The organism is Microcystis panniformis FACHB-1757 (assembly GCF_001264245.1).
GTDB lineage: Bacteria > Cyanobacteriota > Cyanobacteriia > Cyanobacteriales > Microcystaceae > Microcystis > Microcystis panniformis.
Map to the genome: position 1 here is coordinate 2,176,828 of NZ_CP011339.1, position 17,592 is coordinate 2,194,419.

Sequence of the window (17,592 nt, forward strand, 5' to 3'; positions counted from 1 at the left end):
CGTGGCAACCATGGCTAACGGGGTGACAAGCAGATTGAAAGCGATACGGGGTGTGGGAGAAATCTTAAGACCAACGAAAGAATTGATACTTATTTCAGCCAACCCAAATCAATTAGCCTGATTGTCCCCCATTATCCCTAGATTCTGGCATCTTCTCTGAAAGTAACCAGAAAGCCACAAAAAAGCACCCCCTTGCGGGAGTGCCTTTTCGTTCAGACTAGGAATTAACCATTGATAGCGGGAGCAATCAGAGCCACAGGAGCCTGTTCACCACTAGCTAAGTCTAAGGGGAAGTTGTGTGCATTGCGCTCGTGCATTACTTCCATACCGATACCAGCGCGGTTTAACACATCGGCCCAAGTACCGATTACACGACCTTGAGAATCGAGAATCGACTGGTTGAAGTTGAAACCGTTGAGGTTGAACGCCATGGTGCTAACACCCATTGCCGTAAACCAGATACCGATTACCGGCCATGCACCTAAGAAGAAGTGCAGAGAGCGGCTGTTGTTGAAAGAAGCGTATTGGAAGATTAAACGTCCGAAGTAACCGTGAGCGGCAACGATATTGTAGGTTTCTTCTTCTTGACCGAATTTGTAACCGTAGTTCTGAGATTCGATTTCAGTGGTTTCACGCACTAAAGAAGAAGTTACTAGGGAACCGTGCATTGCACTGAACAAGGAACCGCCGAACACACCAGCAACACCTAACATATGGAAGGGGTGCATCAGAATGTTATGTTCTGCTTGGAACACAAACATAAAGTTGAAGGTTCCAGAGATTCCTAAAGGCATACCATCAGAGAAGGAACCTTGTCCGATGGGATAGATTAAGAATACAGCAGTTGCGGCGGATACAGGTGCAGAGTAAGCTACACAAATCCAAGGACGCATTCCTAAACGGAAAGACAGTTCCCACTGACGACCGAGGTAGCAGAAGACACCTAGTAAGAAGTGGAAAATGACTAACTGGTAGGGACCACCGTTGTATAACCACTCATCTAAGGAAGCTGCTTCCCAGATGGGGTAGAAGTGGAGTCCAATTGCGTTAGAAGAGGGAACAACTGCACCAGAGATGATGTTGTTTCCGTAGAGTAGGGAACCAGCTACAGGCTCGCGAATACCGTCGATATCTACAGGAGGAGCGGCGATAAAGGCGATGATGAAGCAGGTGGTGGCGGTGAGCAGGGTGGGGATCATGATGACACCGAACCAACCGATGTATAAACGGTTGTTGGTGCTGGTAATCCACTGGCAGAACTGCTCCCACAGGGAAGCGCTCTCGCGCTGTTGTAGAGTGGTGGTCATTGGTTTATGATTCCTATTAAGTTATCGAGGTACGATTGATTGATGATGTTTCTATCTTAGAGAGTTTGTAACGGTTTGTAAAGGGGTTTGACGATATTGTTACTTATGCTATTGATAAGTTTAGCTGATATTAGAGGGGGAAAAATAGAAACCCACTGTAAACGTCGCTTCCCTCTATGCTTTCTCCAGAAAAATGGCGACAATCAATAGCACGGCGAGTAAGATAGTTACAGATGAGCAACGTGGCACTTCTAAGATGGATGTGGTTGTTATTGCGGTGCGCTCAATATCTGGGCTGTGCTGAGACTGTACCATTGAATCAGAGATTGGCTGAGTTGGTGAGCCGAATAACAGCACTGAAAGCGAAAGAAAAGGTAAAAGCAAAGTAGGGAAACTACGATGGGTAATGAAATCATTAAAATCATTAAAATCATTAAAATCTTTCTCGCCTCCTCATCTGAATTGAAAGATGATAGAGAACAATTTGAAATATTTATCAACCGTAAAAACAAAGAATACATAGAAAAGGGAATATTTTTAGAATTAGTTGTCTGGGAAGATTTTATCGATGCTATGTCAAAAACGCGCCTACAAGATGAATACAATAAAGCGATTACACAGTGCCATATTTTTGTCAGTCTCTTTCATACTAAAGTAGGTAAATACACTGAAGAAGAATTTACCAAAGCGTTGGAAACCTTTAAAGCAAATGGTAATCTACGGATTTATACCTATTTCAAAGATGCACCCATCAATGCGAGTCAAATTAGACCAGAAATTATGACTTTGTTGAATTTCAAGGAAAGACTCCATAATTTAGGACATTTTCATACTATCTATGCTGACATTAACGACCTGAAACATAAATTTAGCGAACAACTAAATAAGATTATGCCAAAATTAGCCGGGGAAATCGAGCCGGCTTTTCATCAAGAACAGCAGGAAATAGAACAAGCACCGAAATCTCAGATTCAGCAGTTAGAACAACAGTTAGAACAAGAGCGACTAAAAAACGCTCAATTACTAGAAAGAATATCTCGCTTAACTGAACAGCTAATAAATTGTTCAAGTGTAACGGAGAAGGATCGTATCCAATCTAGAATTAAAATACAGCAAAAAAAACTAACAGAAAAAGAAGCAATAATTTCTCAGATGCAAGAACAAATAAAGCAGCTACAATTTTCTTTAAAAATTGTTATAACAGGAGAAATCGAACTCGAAAGTGAGAAAGGAATCGACTACACTAAACTTCGTGACTTACTAGCAGCAGGTAAGTGGGAGGAGGCGGATCAAGAAACAGTTAAAGTCATGTGTCAAGCAGCAGGAATAGACAACAAAGGCCGCCTAGACTCAGTGTCTATCGGCAACTTCCCCTGTATAGATTTACGAACTATTAACCAACTCTGGCTGCACTACAGTAGCGGTAAGGACGGCTTCAGTGTCCAATGTCAAAATATTGAAGCGATTGGTGGCGTAGAGGGATTAAGGAAGCGAGAAACCTTGTGTTTGTGCCGCCCGTACCTACTAGGTACATCCCTTGATTTATTAGAGGCTCTCTTCTCTCGCGTAAAGACTTGTAACCTGGGACATATAACGATTTGGCGGTGCTACAATTAAAAGAGAAAGTTTGCTCCAAGAAAACCATGCAACTAGAAGAATACTTTGAAGTTTTTGAGCCAGATGACATCCGCATTAAAGGACATCGCATTGGGATTGAGGATGTCATCAACTACCATTTAAAAGGTTATACTTCCCAGCAGATTCTCCAAGAGTTACCCACCTTAAACCTAGAGAAAATTTACGCTACTCTCACCTATTACTATCAAAATAAGACCCTGATAGATGCTTATCTTCAGCGCCTCCGTGACTGGCAGGAAGAACAATATCAGCAGTGGTTAAATACCGAGCCATCCCCCCTGATTCAACGCCTAAGACAACTAAAACTAAAACGGAAACAGCAAGAACTAAACCTCGCATGAGAATCTGGTTTTTGTTAGATGAAAACTTATCCCCAAACCTCAAAATATCTCTGTTGCGATTGAATCCTAATCTCGATATTTTGCGAGTAGGTGAACCCGATGCACCACCACTGGGAACTTTAGACCCAGAAATCCTAGATTATGTTGCGTCATTTCAACGGTTATTAGTCACCAGGCTCTAATAGATTGTATCTCGTTGACGGGCCGGGCGATCGAGGGATTTAATCGCCGTTGCTAATTCCTCGACGGTCAAACAAGTGCCGCCCAGGGCCCCGGCCATAGTGGTAATATGTTCTTCCATGAGAGTGCCACCGAGATCGTTGCAACCCCAGTTTAAGGCTTCTGTTGCCCCCTGTAAGCCCAATTTTACCCAACTGGGTTGATGATTTTTAATGCTATTGCCCAAATAAATCCGCGCCACTGCCGTTAATTTTAATGTATCGGCTAAAATTGGTTGATCTCGTCCGACTCGATTTCTCAGGGGTTTGGGGGCTGATTGTCCCACAAAAGGCAATAAAATAAATTCGGTGATTTTAGCCGGATAATTATTTTCTAGGGCGATTTCTTGCTGTTTTCTAATTTTTTCAAGGTGCTGCACCTGTTGACTAGGGGTTTCAATATGACCGCAGAGCATGGTACTGGTGGTATGTAACCCCAAGCGATGAGCAGTACCGACTATTTCTAACCAAGTGGCAGCATCGATTTTTTCTGGACAAATTACCCGTCTTACCTCATCGACTAACACCTCGGCAGCCGTCCCCGGGAGAGAATTTACTCCTGCTTCTTGCAGGGAAGCGATAACTTTTTCGTAACTTAAACCGTCTTCTCTAGCAATAAATTGGAGTTCTTGGGGCGAAAAAGCGTGTAAATGCAGGTTAGGAAAGGCTTGTTTCAGTTTTTTAACAATTTCGAGGTAATAGTCTAAGGAATTGCCCTTAATCTTGGCTTTTGGGTTTAATCCTCCCTGCATACAAATTTCTGTGGCCCCACGATGGACAGCATCCGCCGCTTTAGCGATAATTTCCTCTAAATTAAGCCAGAAAGCCCCCTCTTCATTTTCATCGCGTCTGAATGCACAAAAACTGCAATGCTGCTCACAAATGTTACTAAAATTAATATTGCGATTGATAACGTAGGTGACGGTATCTCCTGCCTGTTGACGACGCAAAAAGTCGGCCGTTTCCCGAATCTGGGCAATTAAACGGTTATCGGTAGTTTCTAGCAAGATAATCGCTTCTTTTGCCGATAAATTTGCCCCTGACCGCGCTTTGGCCAAAATATCGGTTACGGGTGCGGTGATGGAGGAGTTAGTCACGGGAAATAAATATGGCTCTTCGGTTTGTGTTATGCAATGGACTGGGGTTATAGGGGATGGAACCCTTATGTAGAAAGGCATTTGGCGATTTTTGTCAATTGTTTTTGATCTAAAGCGAACTCATCAATTAAGTCTCTTGCCAGATAAGGATTTAGTCAATTTATGCCCCCCTATCGAACCATACCAAGTAACGAAGAGCCATAAATATTGAGGGTTGCCGATCCTAATTGTAGAACGAGGTCAGAAGGAACAGTAAAGAAAGAGAGCCGATTTAATCCTTTTTCTGTTCCCTATTCCCTTGTCTGCACGCGGTAATTTCCGGTTGAGAGCCTTTATTGCAGGGTGGTTTGTTTTTCCTGTTCTTTTTGTTGACGTTTTTTCTTTTCTGCTTCTAGGGCATCTTCGATAACCTTGAGCAGCTGATCCATTTTATCAAGATTACCGCGATAAACATCGAGGTCTTTTTGCAGTTTCTCGCTGGAGAGACGGAGAATTTCTGAGAACTTTTGCAAAATTTGTTCGCGTTTTTCTTTTTCCTTGATCATGTCCGGTTGTGCTTCGGCTAAAATGGTATAGAGACCGATGGCAAACAGGCGACTATACTTAAACTTAGGAGCGTTGATCACCGAAACTAGACTATCAGACAACTGATTGTTACCACCTAGAGCAGGGTTTTGCAGTTGGGAAAGCAAGGAATCAATATTAGTTTCTTTGGCAATAGCGATCATATTTTCGGCATCACGACGATAGACTTCGGGATTACCATTAACCGCTTGGCACAAAGCATTAAAAATATTCGGTTTATCCTCCCCCGGACGATAGCCTTCCATGAACTTCTCGAAAGAAGTAACCACCCCAAGGGCATAAATTGGATCATAATGGAAATCTACATTAACGGAGAGCAGGTGCATCTCGACTAATAATTCCTCAACCACGCGCCGATACACCGAATTGATGGGGCGGGTGTGGCGAGTATAAAAATCACGCTTACTATCGGAAACGGTGCGAATTTTATCCACAGAACCAAACTTCATAAAAATTTAACACTGCTCTCATTTTCCCCCTTCTGGTTCCCCCTGACAAGGCCGGTGATTACCAAAGAGCAGCCCGGGGTCAGTCCAGAGAGAGCAAAAGAGCGAGTAAGATGGGGAAATGGAGAAATGGAGAAATGGGGAAATGGGGAAATGGGGAAATGGGGAAATGGGGAAATGGGGAAATGGGGAATTTCAACTAAAACCCTAAAACCCCAACACCCTAAAACCCTAACACCCTAAAACCCTAAAACCCCAACACCCTAAAACCCCAACACCCCAACACCCTAAAACCCTAACACCCTAAAACCCCAACACCCCAACACCCTAAAACCCCAACACCCCAACACCCTAAAACCCCAACACCCTAAAACCCCAACACCCTAAAACCCTAAAACCCTAAAACCCTAAAACCCTGACCCCCAAAACCCCAACACCCCAACACTCAACAGCTTTTTCACTTTTCACTTGACTATATGGCCAATCAAGACGACAAAATCAAAATTATCAGTGATAACCGGCAAGCACGCCATCTCTACGAGATTTTAGAGACTTTTGAAGCGGGGGTGCAGTTGGTGGGGACCGAGGTTAAATCCGTGCGTGCCGGTAAGGTAAACCTGCGGGATGGTTACGTTTTAGTCCGCAATGGTGAAGCGGTGTTAATTAACGTTCATATTTCCCCCTACGAACAGAGTAGCGAATATTTTAATCACGATCCGCGCCGGACGAGAAAATTGTTGATGCACAAAAAGGAAATCAGCAAACTCATCGGTCAAGTGGAACAGAAAGGTTTAACTCTTGTGCCTTTGAAGATGTATTTTAAAGGTAGTTGGGTAAAAATCAGCATTGGCCTCGGTAGAGGCAAGAAATTACACGATAAACGCGAAGATTTGAAACGTCGTCAGGATCAACGGGATATGGCACGAGCGATGAAGCGTTAACCAAGACACTTATCGGACTGGCAAAGGTCTAGGTAAGAAACGATCGAGTTTTGTTAGAGTTGAACTGTATTAGGCTCCTTGCGGCCGTCACCATCTCCCTCACCTTGGGTTAAAATTTATGTTAAAAGTCTTGACAAAAGTAATTAAATATGCTAAGGCACCCGCTTTAATTGCTCTATCTTTAGCTGTGGGTGCGGGAATTATTTTACCAAAAATAACTTTAGCCAATGGCAACCCCGGCCTAACAATTTTTAGTGGCGTTGATCGCAAGGATATCTTAGATTATTTCTTGCAATTTGGCGGTCGTCCCAAGCAAATGGATCGTTATAAATTCTATATTCCGCCGAAAAAACTCTCCCAAGGGGCTTCAGCTTTTTTTATTTCCTATCCCGATTATTTTAACGGCCAGTTTGACACCAATAAAATCGAGGTACGCATCAACGGCAAATCTTTACCTTTAAAGGAAGTGGTTTGGGATAAGGATAGTCGCGTTATTCAAATTGTCCCCGAACAAGCGATCGATCCGACCAGCAAAGTTGAAATCGTCATGTCTAATGTCAGAAATCCTCAATTAGGCACTTATTACTTTACCTGTGATGTGATTGCCTCTGGCAATATTCCCGTCCGTCTCTACGTTGGGACTTGGATTGTCAGTATCGAACCTTAAAGTATTTATTGATGAAATGGGGAAATGGGGGAATGGGGAATTCAACTAAAACCCCAACACCCCAAAACCCTCTCAGTCTGAGAAAAAGTCAACAAAAGTTAACTATTCGCCTCCGAGTTGCTAAAATCTGAGGAATTTTCACCTATAGACTCGTTGGTTGGGTAATTTTCCTCGGAGTTTAAGTTTTTGCGACTGCCTTTGTGGGAATTTTTCCCCCCTTCTCGTCCAATAGCTGCCATGTGGGCGCGATCCCGGCTAACCGCTTCACCACCCTTTCGTCCCGCTTCGCGAGCTTCTTCGGAGGTAAATTCGTGGGCTGTACCTTTTTGATGAGCAGCTTTACCACCTTTACTAGCGATTTCCTTTTGTTTAGCTTGATCCATAGAGGCAAAACCGCGTTTACTCTTACCTGTCATAATATCCCTCCTGTGTGAATGCTGATTTTGAAAGTTCTTAAAGACTTATGCGAGATTTTTAAAACATCAAAATCATGGTCTTGTGGGTGGGCAAAACATTGAGATTGCCCCGCTTTTTCCTCTAAGAACTATGTATTCCTACCTAGGATCATAACTCATTAGCTTGACTTCTAGGGAACCAATGACAGCAATCAAAGAGCAGATTTTATGTTAAAAAATATTAAGAGAATCGAGCATTTATCAGTCTAAAGATATAGAAGTTATCTTAATGGTGAGGTACAAAGTTTGCCTTTGCAGGAGTCGGTCTTCAGTTATCAGTTATCAGTTATCAGTTATCAGCTTTTTTGGCTCTTCTCCCTTCTCCCCACTTCCCCACTTCCCCACTTCCCACTGAAAAGGCTGCCATGCAGCCTTTTTTGGGTGTGCGGGCAGCCTAAAGCCTAGTTTTTTGGGGATTTAATCGGGAAAAATCAGGGTAAAACTTTGGTTTTTAAGACTTCGGTGTTTTCGATCAACCATTTATCTCCTTGCCGTACCAAATCATAGCGCACGTTCAAGGACTTATTATAGGAACTATTGACAATTTCTTTGCCATTATGGAAATACATGGCCTTTTCGTTGACTATCGCTTCTACTGTCGCTAAATTAGGATTTTTCGCATTATTAGTAACCGATCGCACATCCACTTGATGATCGTAGCGCCAATAGTTATTTCCCTGTAAAGCCGCCGCCCGTTTTTGCCAAAGTTCCAAGGCTGAACCCGTTAAAACCTCTTTCAATTGCTCTTTTTGGTGTTCACTGCCAAAAGCGGCCGATTTTGCTGCTAACCAAGCTTGAATCGTCTCCTTGGCTGTTTCCTTGTCCAAGGGAATCCCTTCCATCACTTCCGCATTAGCCGAAGGAATTTCTAGTATGGGAGTATTTAAAGAAATCGGTAACTGTTCCCCTTGCAAGGCTGCCAAAGGAGATTGACTATCGACAATTGCCTTTATCCCCAAGGACAAAACTGCGAGCGTTCCCACTAATCCTACCCCCAATATTGCCACTCGATCGAGTCGTAGTTTTCTGCGGGCCGGTCGTCTCCGTTTCGGTGGGACTAGGGCAGTTTTTACCGTTTCTGGGGCTGCCGGCCCGGAGTTACCCGCTGCTGGGGTACGCGAGCGACGGGGACGACGACGGAGGGGATTAAGTGCCGGTTGACGATAGGCTGCTGTCACCACCACACTGCCCTGAGTATAGGGGGTGAAAGTTTCCTCCTGAGCAGTGGCTCTCAGGGCAGGTACAGCAGAGCTTGTCCGCTCACCGTTAGCTCTAGCTAAAGACGGTTTTTGGGGACGAGAGTGGGAAGAATAAGCAGATTCCCTCATCGGTGTCGCTCCTGGCACTGGGTTTAAATGGGTGGGGGGGGTGTGGGTTTTGAGAACAGTTACTTCCGATTCTAAAGGTTCGCCAACCTTTTCTTGAACCGACACGGGAACTTTTTCGTCAGGAAAACCTGACAATTCTTCTAAATAATTTTGTACCTCTTCCTCGGCAAAATACTCTTTTAGTGAGGCTTTCCGCTCAACCAAATCACTAAAATGGCAGAAAACTTCTGTTTGTAACCAACGCTCACCGTAACGACATAACCCAGGTAAGAGATCGGGAGATTGCCCGGATTGTTCCTTAATATAATTTAATATTTCTTGCTCTTGACTTTTTTCTAAAATTGTGCTTGCTTGTTCGGTTTGACCGAGCAGTAGGGCGCAGATCGATCGCTCGAGGGAGACATCCTGATGTTTTTGTAATTGCTGCAAGCGAGCGCTGGCCGCAACGATAGCGGCGGGTTGTTTTTGGGCGAAACCGCGGGCAATCAAGGCATAAACCAACAGATAATTACCCACCGACGAGGGGCGTTGTGCCTCTTTTGCCCAGATTTTTTCCTGTTCGGCCTGAGTTAAATAAACCCGTAACTGTTGAATAAAGCGTAAAAAATTATCCACCCCCAACCCAGAGCGATCGTCGCCCTGGCCATCGATGCCGCCGCGAGCGGCCAACATCTCCTCCAAGAGATTTAAGCCGCGCTGACGGGCAAGACTAGGTTTTTTTTCCTGGGATAACAATTCCAGAACCCGGTAGGGACGCAAGCGATCACAATCATGGCGAATCTCGCTGGCCACTTGCGGGAACATTTGTTCTTGTTCCAACCAAGTCAGGGCTTTGGCCGCGGTGCTGGCCGCCTGTTCATAATTTTTATCCTGCCAATATTCCCGACTTAATTCCCCGTAGGCCAAAGCCAAGGTTAAGATCATGTCTGGGCGAGTAGTTGGCTCCAAATCTAGATAAGTTTCCGCCAAACGAATCACTAACTCGTACTCTCCCAACTCTTGCAGGATGAGCAAAGCTCCCACTAGATCGGCGGGGGCAATGGTAATCTGGGGAGTGGGATATTCTGAGGAAGCAGCAGCCACCTCCCCAGCCTGAGAATCGAGGTTTTCGGTGCTGCTTTCTGGGTTGAGAAGCAGGGGATTGGGGTCGAAAAATTGGGCATCGTAATCACGACGGCGATCTGGATCACTTAACACTTGGTAAGCTTGATCTAACAAGTGCTGACGGGCAACGATCGCTGTTTGACTGTATTCTTGACGTGGCAATTGCCGTCCCCGATCGGCGTGGGCCAAATCAATCTGCTCGGCACTCACCTGAAAGGGGATTCCCAATATCCTGTAGTAGTCAAGAGGAATTCGCACGGTTAGCTGTACCTCAACTCTGGAGAGTCCTTAGTGAATTAAATGATGTAAGTGAGAGCGGAGCGAGTAAAATAACAAGATACCATCTTATCCTAGCCAATCTCTGACTGACTAAGATTAGATTTGAGAGAGAAAATACTAAGAACCCCTTGGTTTAAGACCAAAAAATTCACTGCCAGAATTCTCGAAAAATCTACCGCTTCCTCTCCCCTTGCCTTTTTGTTGTCTAAATGATACTACAGACCCTATGATTTCCGAACGTACTTTACCAACCTTTAATCCTGCTTCCATCATTATTACCAAAGCTGAAGGTCTTCGCCTATACGAGGATATGGTTTTGGGGCGGATGTTTGAAGATAAATGTGCCGAAATGTATTATCGAGGCAAAATGTTCGGTTTTGTCCATCTCTACAACGGTCAAGAAGCGATATCTAGCGGTATTATTAAAGCCTTGCGTCAGGGAGAAGATTACGTTTCCAGCACCTATCGCGATCACGTCCACGCCCTCAGTGCCGGAGTTCCCGCTCAAGAGGTAATGGCGGAGTTATTCGGCAAAGCTACCGGCTGTAGTAAAGGACGGGGCGGCTCCATGCATATGTTTTCCGCCGAACATAAGCTTTTAGGGGGTTACGCTTTTGTGGCCGAGGGGATTCCCGTCGCAACCGGGGCGGCTTTTCAAAGTAAATACCGTCGGGAAGCCATGGCTGATGCCAGTGCCGATCAGGTAACGGTCTGTTTCTTTGGGGATGGGGCGAGTAATAATGGCCAGTTTTTTGAGTGTCTGAATATGGCCGCCCTCTGGAAGTTGCCGATTATCTATGTGGTGGAAAATAATAAGTGGGCGATCGGTATGGCCCACGATCGAGCCACTTCTCAACCGGAAATCTATAAAAAAGCCAGTGTTTTTAGTATGGTCGGTGTGGAAGTGGACGGTATGGATGTGGTCGCCGTTCATGCCGCCGCCAGAGAAGCTGTAGCCCGCGCCCGCGCCGGTGAGGGGCCGACTTTGATTGAGGCCTTAACCTATCGTTTCCGGGGTCACTCTCTGGCAGATCCCGACGAGTTACGCAGTGCTGACGAGAAACAATTCTGGGGCGAAAGAGATCCGATCACTCGCTTTGCCGCCTATCTCTACGAGCGAGATCTGGCCACGAGAGAGGAATTAAAAGAAATCGAGGAGAAAATTCAAGCTGAAATCGAAGCCGCGGTTAAATTTGCCGAATCTAGCCCCGAACCCGATCCTAGTGAACTAACTCGCTTTATTTTCGCCGAAGACGAGTAATTTCAGTGATCAGTTACCAGTTATTCAGATTTGAGTAATCAGTGATCACTGATTACTTAAGGTATTCTGTCACTAACCCCGCCCTAAAAGGGACGGGGCTTGCCTAGACCAATTTAGGCGACGCAAGTAGAGACTACCGCATCGAGACACAATCTGGCACAGACTTCCGAATACTTCCCTAGTTCGGATTACCTCTAAGCTTTATTGGTAAAGCGTTGTTAGACAAGACATCTTGATTGTGTTGCGGTAAGGGACTTTAACTTTACTCTTAAGGATTATCTCCATGGCAAGAGTTCCTGTTATTTCAAAAGACGGAAAACCGTTGATGCCCACTAAACCCAGTCGGGCCAGGCGGTGGATTAAGGAAGGAAAAGCTATCGGTAAATTCAACGACTTAGATATTTTCTATGTCCAGCTAACCGATGAACCTTCCGATAACAAAACCCAACCGATTGCTATTGGTATTGACCCGGGTAAATTATTCTCTGGAATTGGCGTTCAATCCTCTCTTTTTACTCTTTGGAAGGCTCACTTAGAACTTCCTTTTAAACGAGTAAAAGAGCGCATGGACAATCGCTGCTTAATGCGAAGAGGACGTAGAGGAAGACGGATTAACCGCCAACTTCCTTTTAATCTAAGAGCGCATCGACAAAAACGATTCTTAAATAGAAGACAAGGAAAATTAGCTCCCTCAATCAGAGCTAATCGTCAACTTGAACTTCGAGTCGTTTCCGAACTAACCAAAATCTATCCAATTACCGATATTTATTTTGAGTACATCAAAGCCGATGTTGATTTAACTTCTGGTAGAAAAGGGGCTAAGTCTGGAAAAGGTTTCTCGCCGGTTATGGTTGGACAAAAATGGGCTATTGAGCAACTGTCTCAATTGGCAACAGTCCATACTCGCTTTGGTTGGCAAACCTCTAATCTCAGAAAACATTTGCGACTAGAAAAGTCTAAAAATAAAGCAGAACAATCACCCGAAAGTCATGCTAACGATGGAATTGCTCTTGCCTGTTTTCAATTTTTAGATTATTTGCCATTCCACACTTCTAATGGACATGGATATGATTGGAAGGGTTCTGTTAAAGTAACGAACGCTCCCTTCGCTGTCATCAAACGTCCTCCTATTAGTCGTCGTCAACTTCACCTGATGGTTTTTTCTAAGGGTGGTAAACGACGTAAATATGGTGGCTCTACCACAAGACATGGGTTCCGTAAAGGAGATTTAGTTTCTTCTCCTAAAGGAATTGGTTATGTTAGTGGAGATACCGAAAAACAGCTATCTGTAAGCGATGCCAATGGTCAACGATTGGGACAGATAGCCGTTAGCAAGATTCAGTTAATTCGTCGTTCTAACGGTTTAATTGTTTCTCACTAACTTATATAAAGCCGCCCTCCGCTATCGCTAAAGGGCGGGGTTTCAGACCCAGTTTTTGATGAGGGGGAGAAGAAAAATCCCGACTAGAAGATTCTTGTTGTTGAAAAAATCCGTAAAAAATAGTTACGCTCCTGTATAATACGCTAAAATCCAGAGAAATAGCTTTTGCCATGGCGACAACAGAAGCATTGAACCCCAGTCAGTTCGCATTCTTAACCAACCTCACCGCTGATCGTTCAAGTTCACCCAACCCACAACAAGAAATGGACAAAGTTATCATTCTCGTTAATGCCGAAGCTCAAGCCAGTGGTCAGATGTCTCGGCTATCGCCCGTTACCGAAAAAATGGTGATTGCCTTAAAAAATGCGGTTCCTAAATCCCTAGCGGTGGAGGTGACGGGGACGGCTTCCTTGTGGTCAAAAATGGAGTCGGGTAAAACCAGCCAAAATAATTTAATCTGGTGTCCCTTAACAATTCAATTGCCCAATTGGGTGAATTTTCCGGGTAAAAAAGTTTATCAAGCTTGTCGGGATATCGAAGAAAGACGCGCTTGGGTTGCCCATACCCTGCACTATAAAACCAGTCAGGGAGATTCTTCTTTTGGGGATCTTTGGTTGCCAATCACGGTGACATCTAAGGGTTTAGAATACGGTGAGGTAATCGGGGAGGGTATGATCCCTAACGCCTACAGTCAACCGATTAGTCTAGAAAGAGAGAGTCTTAAGTCTTTACACCGGCTGGCAGCGCAATTACTGGATAATTTACAGGCTCCTGCCTCTGTTTATTTGCTACAGTTTCGTTTGGCTCATCGAGAAGTGGTTTTTGATCGTCTCTGGCCTTTTCCTGCTGCCCCTGCGATCGCTTCCCTGCGCGGTCAACAGACGGATCTCTATGCAGCCTACTGGAATTGTTTACGTCGGCAAGCAATGGTCGATCATTCTTTGGCAATTTAAAGGCACTGTCTAGCAGTAATTTATTAAGTTGACAAAAGGGATACTTTGGCAGAATATTTAGCGTAGCGGCCGCCATAAAAACACGGCTTGTGTCCGTTCAACCTCTCGAAAATGCCGAAATACTCGCTAATTATCCCGATTTATAACGAGGAAGAAACCATTCCAGAACTCTATCGCCGTGTCAGTGATGTCATGGATAGTTTAGATGATTCTGTGGAACTGATTCTGATTAATGATGGCAGTCGGGACCGTTCCTTAAATTTAATGCGGGAACTACAGGAAAGAGATGCTAGGGTCTGTTACATTAGCTTTGCTCGTAACTTTGGCCATCAGGCTGCAGTAACGGCAGGACTTAATTTTGCTAGGGGTCAAGTTATTGTTGTCCTCGATGCCGACTTGCAAGATCCACCAGAATTGATTCCCAAAATGATTGAGTCTTGGCAAGCAGGTTATCATGTGGTTTACGCCCAGAGAACAAAACGGAAAAAAGAAAGTTGGTTTAAACGCCTAACTGCCTACGTTTTCTATAGATTGCTGCGACAATTAGCCGACGTGGATATCCCTGCGGACACGGGGGATTTTTGTCTGATGGATCGTCAGGTGGTGGAAGTATTAAACTCTATGCCAGAACGGAATCGTTATATTCGCGGTTTGCGCGCTTGGATTGGTTTCCGACAAACTGCTGTTAAATTTGAGCGGGATCCCCGGTTTGCCGGAGAAGTCAAGTACACTTTTAAAAAATCCCTAGCTTTAGCGATTAATAGCTTGGTGTCTTTTTCTAAGATTCCCCTGCGTATTTCCACTTATTTAGGCTTATTTTCCGCTTTAATTGCCCTGTTTATGGCTTTACTGGTTCTCTACTGGCGCTTACAGCAACCCGACTCTCCCGTTACTGGTTTAGCTACTATCTTGATCGCCGTGTTTTTCTTGGGTTCGGTACAATTGATCAGTATTGGCATATTAGGGGAATACATCGGTCGAATTTACGAAGAAGTTAAGGGCAGACCCGCTTATACGATCGCTGAGATCGCTGGGTTGGAAATCAATTAAACCTTCCCAACAACTATCAATCAATTCTTGTCGATTAAAGATTTTGTTAACTTCTTAAATAAGCAATAAGCTGTTGACTCTCTAAATTACTGGTTAAGACTGTCTATGATCGAGGAGAGAGGTTTTGATTATTTGTCCTAAAATTTCTAATAGGCAGTGCAGCTTACCCCATTCGTACAGAAAAATCAGCAGGGCTGCTCATAGAAATTAAACTCCAATAGCAGAGAAAAACTGTCTAACTTTGGCCACAACAGCGATCGATCCCTAAACTATCTAAAATTAAATCACTAACGGCGTTAGCGATGGCAAATTCACTATAAAAACTTTCGCGAAAATCAAAAGCTTGCATCTCGGTAACGATCGCAATTACTAGGCAACCGAGATCGTTTTCCCCTTCCAAACGCTGACGCAGAAAAATCTGACTAGCGCGTTCAGCGATAGTTTCATTAATAGCTTCGGGAATAAATTCCGCATCTAACCAACGATGCAAAGCGGTGCGCAGCCAAGTTTGTTCCTGTTGGGGATTTTCGATCGGTGGTAAAGTAATGGGCGGAATTGCTGGGGGATGATCAGGCATAATTAGAGAATTATCAGGCTACGAGACTGAATTCTTGGGGGGAGTCGTGGATACCGCCTCTATTATACAAGGATACGCACGCGGTTACTTTCTCATGGCCGATGAGGGGGGCAGATTGGATTGGTATTCTAGTAAAAATCGCGCTCTTATCCCTCTTGATCGGCGTTTTAGGTATCCCAAGTCCCTAAAACGAGTTTTGAATCAAAATCGCTTTAGCGTGGCTATTAACCGCGATTTTGCTGGGGTTTGTGCCGGTTGTGCCGATCGCTCGCTGACTTGGATTTCCCCGGAGTTAATGCAAATCTATCAGCAATTACACCAGGCCGGTTGGGCCTACAGTTTCGAGACTTGGCAAGGGGATCAATTAGCGGGGGGGATTTTAGGTTTAGCAATTCGCGGGGTTTTTATCGGGGAATCGATGTTTTATAAAATTCCCGATGGTTCTAAGGTTGCCATGGTCAAGTTAGTTGAACACCTCAGAGAACGGAATTTCTCTCTATTTGATGCCCAAATGCAAAATCCCCATCTGGCTAGATTTGGGGCCTATACTATCCCCGAAAAAGAATATCATCCCCTACTAGAAAGCGCTCTGCTGAAGCATTGCCGTTTTGTTTAAGTATTGTTTCTGATTCTGGAAGTCATCTTAATAGTGAGGTACTAATTTTTCGTTTTGGGGGGCCAGTCGTCACGATTCGGTCGTCAATAGCAAATTAGGTTATACTTCATCTTTAAGAAAAAAGCTGTAAGAATCGACCTCGAAAATGTCTTGACCATCGAACCCGATTCGAGGTATTCTATCAGGGTAGATCAGACAGTAATAAAATTCAGATTTAAATTGGCAATGTTAAACCAGTTAAGAATTCTAATTGTTGATGATAATGAAGTAGATCGGATCGCCGTGCGCCGATTCTTAAGAACATCGGAGATGGCGATAGAAATAACAGAAGCCGCTGACTATCAAGAGGCTAAAGAAAAGATGTCCAATAATCTTTTCGACTGTATGTTTATCGATTATCTTCTACCCGATGGAGATGGTTTGACTTTGGTGCGGGAAATTCGGCAGCAGGGAGTTAAAATACCCCTAATTGTTTTAACCGGTCACGGAGACGAAGGAATTGCCGTAGATATGATGAAAGCCGGTGCTTCCGATTATCTGAGTAAATTTCGTCTTTCTGCCTCGCGCTTAAATCAAGCGATGCGAAACGCCCTACGCATCTATGAAGCGGAACAAGAAGTGGCGATTGCCAAACAAGAAAAAGAGCAATTGGCTAGACAAAAAGAAGATTTTGTTTCGAGGATGACCCACGATTTGCGAACTCCCTTAGTGTCTGTCAATCACATATTAGAACTATTTCAAGAAGGTTTATACGGTGAGATTACTCCCGAAATGAGTCGAGTCATTCATGTGATTATTCGCAGTAATACAAATCTCTTGGAAATGGTTAATAATCTTTTGGAAGTTTATTGTTATGAAAACGGCGAAAAGATACTTAATTTTACTAAATTAAAGATTATCGATATTCTCGAAGAAGTCTGTCAGCAGTTAACTCCCCTTGCCCGAGAAAAAGGACTAGAATTAAGCTTAAATGCCGAAAATGCCGGGGAAATTTTCCTAACTGGCGATCGCTTGGAACTGCGGCGCGTTTTTACCAATCTCATCGGCAATGCGATTAAATTTACCCAAAAGGGTGATGTGAAAATTCATCTCATCCCAGCTACAGAGGAAGATACTTTTGTCACCATTGTCGTCGAGGATACTGGTATAGGCATTTCAGCAGAAGAACTACCCCGGATTTTCGAGCGCCTGTACTCCAGTTCCCCAGACAGTTCCAACAATGGGTTAGGACTTTATCTCTCCCGTCGCATTATCGATGCTCATGGGGGAACTATTGCCGTCACCTCAGAATTAGAACGGGGTAGTAGCTTTTCTGTCCGTTTACCTGTCTAGAAAGATCGATAATAGA

General features: G+C 44.2%; 17 protein-coding genes. 11 read left to right on the top strand and 6 right to left on the bottom strand.

What is annotated here, in order from left to right:
- Nucleotides 1-224 precede the first annotated feature (224 nt).
- On the bottom strand, nucleotides 225-1,307 hold the full coding sequence (gene psbA / locus VL20_RS10475) for a photosystem II q(b) protein (protein ID WP_012264511.1): 1,083 nt from the start codon (nucleotides 1,305-1,307) through the stop codon (nucleotides 225-227).
- Between the two features lie 399 nt (nucleotides 1,308-1,706).
- Here psbA and VL20_RS10480 point away from each other — a divergent pair, with 399 nt between their 5' ends.
- Genes VL20_RS10480 through VL20_RS10490 form a run of 3 tightly spaced genes read left to right on the top strand, consistent with a single transcriptional unit; the run spans nucleotide 1,707 to nucleotide 3,468 of the window.
- A complete protein-coding gene (locus VL20_RS10480) occupies nucleotides 1,707-2,924 on the top strand; it encodes a GUN4 domain-containing protein (protein WP_052276469.1) in 1,218 nt (405 codons plus the stop codon).
- Nucleotides 2,925-2,950: 26 nt separating this feature from the next.
- Nucleotides 2,951-3,286, top strand: a complete 336-nt coding sequence (locus VL20_RS10485; RefSeq protein ID WP_052276470.1) for a DUF433 domain-containing protein — start codon at nucleotides 2,951-2,953, stop codon at nucleotides 3,284-3,286.
- Nucleotides 3,283-3,468 carry a DUF5615 family PIN-like protein gene (locus VL20_RS10490; RefSeq protein WP_052276471.1) on the top strand — a complete coding sequence of 62 codons (186 nt, stop codon included), beginning with the start codon at nucleotides 3,283-3,285 and terminating at the stop codon, nucleotides 3,466-3,468. Before VL20_RS10485 ends, VL20_RS10490 begins: the two co-directional genes overlap by 4 nt.
- Here VL20_RS10490 and cofH read toward each other — a convergent pair.
- Both cofH and psb29 read right to left on the bottom strand, forming a co-directional pair.
- On the bottom strand, nucleotides 3,465-4,601 hold the full coding sequence (cofH, locus tag VL20_RS10495; RefSeq protein ID WP_052276472.1) for a 7,8-didemethyl-8-hydroxy-5-deazariboflavin synthase subunit CofH: 1,137 nt from the start codon (nucleotides 4,599-4,601) through the stop codon (nucleotides 3,465-3,467). The genes VL20_RS10490 and cofH overlap by 4 nt on opposite strands.
- Nucleotides 4,602-4,933: 332 nt before the next feature.
- Nucleotides 4,934-5,620, bottom strand: coding sequence for a photosystem II biogenesis protein Psp29 (gene psb29 / locus VL20_RS10500; protein WP_170863942.1), 687 nt, complete (start codon nucleotides 5,618-5,620; stop codon nucleotides 4,934-4,936).
- Between the two features lie 488 nt (nucleotides 5,621-6,108).
- Here psb29 and smpB point away from each other — a divergent pair, with 488 nt between their 5' ends.
- The gene (gene smpB, locus VL20_RS10510; protein ID WP_052276474.1) at nucleotides 6,109-6,573 is read left to right on the top strand and encodes an SsrA-binding protein SmpB; all 465 of its coding nucleotides are present in this window, start codon (nucleotides 6,109-6,111) and stop codon (nucleotides 6,571-6,573) included.
- A 118-nt stretch (nucleotides 6,574-6,691) separates the two neighbouring features.
- Nucleotides 6,692-7,240, top strand: coding sequence for a DUF2808 domain-containing protein (locus tag VL20_RS10515; protein ID WP_052276475.1), 549 nt, complete (start codon nucleotides 6,692-6,694; stop codon nucleotides 7,238-7,240).
- 98 nt (nucleotides 7,241-7,338) lie between these two features.
- Here the strand turns inward: VL20_RS10515 and VL20_RS10520 are convergent, their stop codons facing one another.
- Nucleotides 7,339-7,656, bottom strand: a complete 318-nt coding sequence (locus tag VL20_RS10520) for a KGG domain-containing protein (protein ID WP_052276476.1) — start codon at nucleotides 7,654-7,656, stop codon at nucleotides 7,339-7,341.
- A gap of 470 nt (nucleotides 7,657-8,126) precedes the next feature.
- Nucleotides 8,127-10,385: an IMS domain-containing protein gene (locus tag VL20_RS10525; RefSeq protein ID WP_052276477.1), complete on the bottom strand. Its 2,259-nt coding sequence runs from the start codon at nucleotides 10,383-10,385 to the stop codon at nucleotides 8,127-8,129.
- 247 nt (nucleotides 10,386-10,632) lie between these two features.
- On the opposite strand from VL20_RS10525, the gene pdhA reads away from it, so the two are divergent.
- The 4 genes from pdhA (at nucleotide 10,633) to VL20_RS10545 (ending at nucleotide 15,051) form a co-directional block, all read left to right on the top strand.
- Nucleotides 10,633-11,667, top strand: a complete 1,035-nt coding sequence (gene pdhA, locus VL20_RS10530) for a pyruvate dehydrogenase (acetyl-transferring) E1 component subunit alpha (RefSeq protein WP_002761057.1) — start codon at nucleotides 10,633-10,635, stop codon at nucleotides 11,665-11,667.
- A 283-nt stretch (nucleotides 11,668-11,950) separates the two neighbouring features.
- Entirely contained in the window at nucleotides 11,951-13,048 is a 1,098-nt protein-coding gene (locus VL20_RS10535; protein ID WP_052276478.1) for an RRXRR domain-containing protein, read from the top strand.
- Between the two features lie 170 nt (nucleotides 13,049-13,218).
- Nucleotides 13,219-14,001, top strand: coding sequence for a hypothetical protein (locus VL20_RS10540; protein WP_052276479.1), 783 nt, complete (start codon nucleotides 13,219-13,221; stop codon nucleotides 13,999-14,001).
- A gap of 111 nt (nucleotides 14,002-14,112) precedes the next feature.
- Nucleotides 14,113-15,051, top strand: coding sequence for a glycosyltransferase family 2 protein (locus VL20_RS10545; protein WP_052276480.1), 939 nt, complete (start codon nucleotides 14,113-14,115; stop codon nucleotides 15,049-15,051).
- 235 nt (nucleotides 15,052-15,286) lie between these two features.
- Here the strand turns inward: VL20_RS10545 and VL20_RS10550 are convergent, their stop codons facing one another.
- A complete protein-coding gene (locus VL20_RS10550; protein ID WP_052276481.1) occupies nucleotides 15,287-15,628 on the bottom strand; it encodes a hypothetical protein in 342 nt (113 codons plus the stop codon).
- 34 nt (nucleotides 15,629-15,662) lie between these two features.
- Here VL20_RS10550 and aat point away from each other — a divergent pair, with 34 nt between their 5' ends.
- Both aat and VL20_RS10560 read left to right on the top strand, forming a co-directional pair.
- Complete coding sequence (gene aat / locus VL20_RS10555) at nucleotides 15,663-16,244, top strand: leucyl/phenylalanyl-tRNA--protein transferase (protein ID WP_128575187.1); 582 nt, start codon at nucleotides 15,663-15,665, stop codon at nucleotides 16,242-16,244.
- Between the two features lie 225 nt (nucleotides 16,245-16,469).
- Complete coding sequence (locus VL20_RS10560; RefSeq protein ID WP_052276482.1) at nucleotides 16,470-17,576, top strand: hybrid sensor histidine kinase/response regulator; 1,107 nt, start codon at nucleotides 16,470-16,472, stop codon at nucleotides 17,574-17,576.
- Nucleotides 17,577-17,592: the final 16 nt, after the last annotated feature.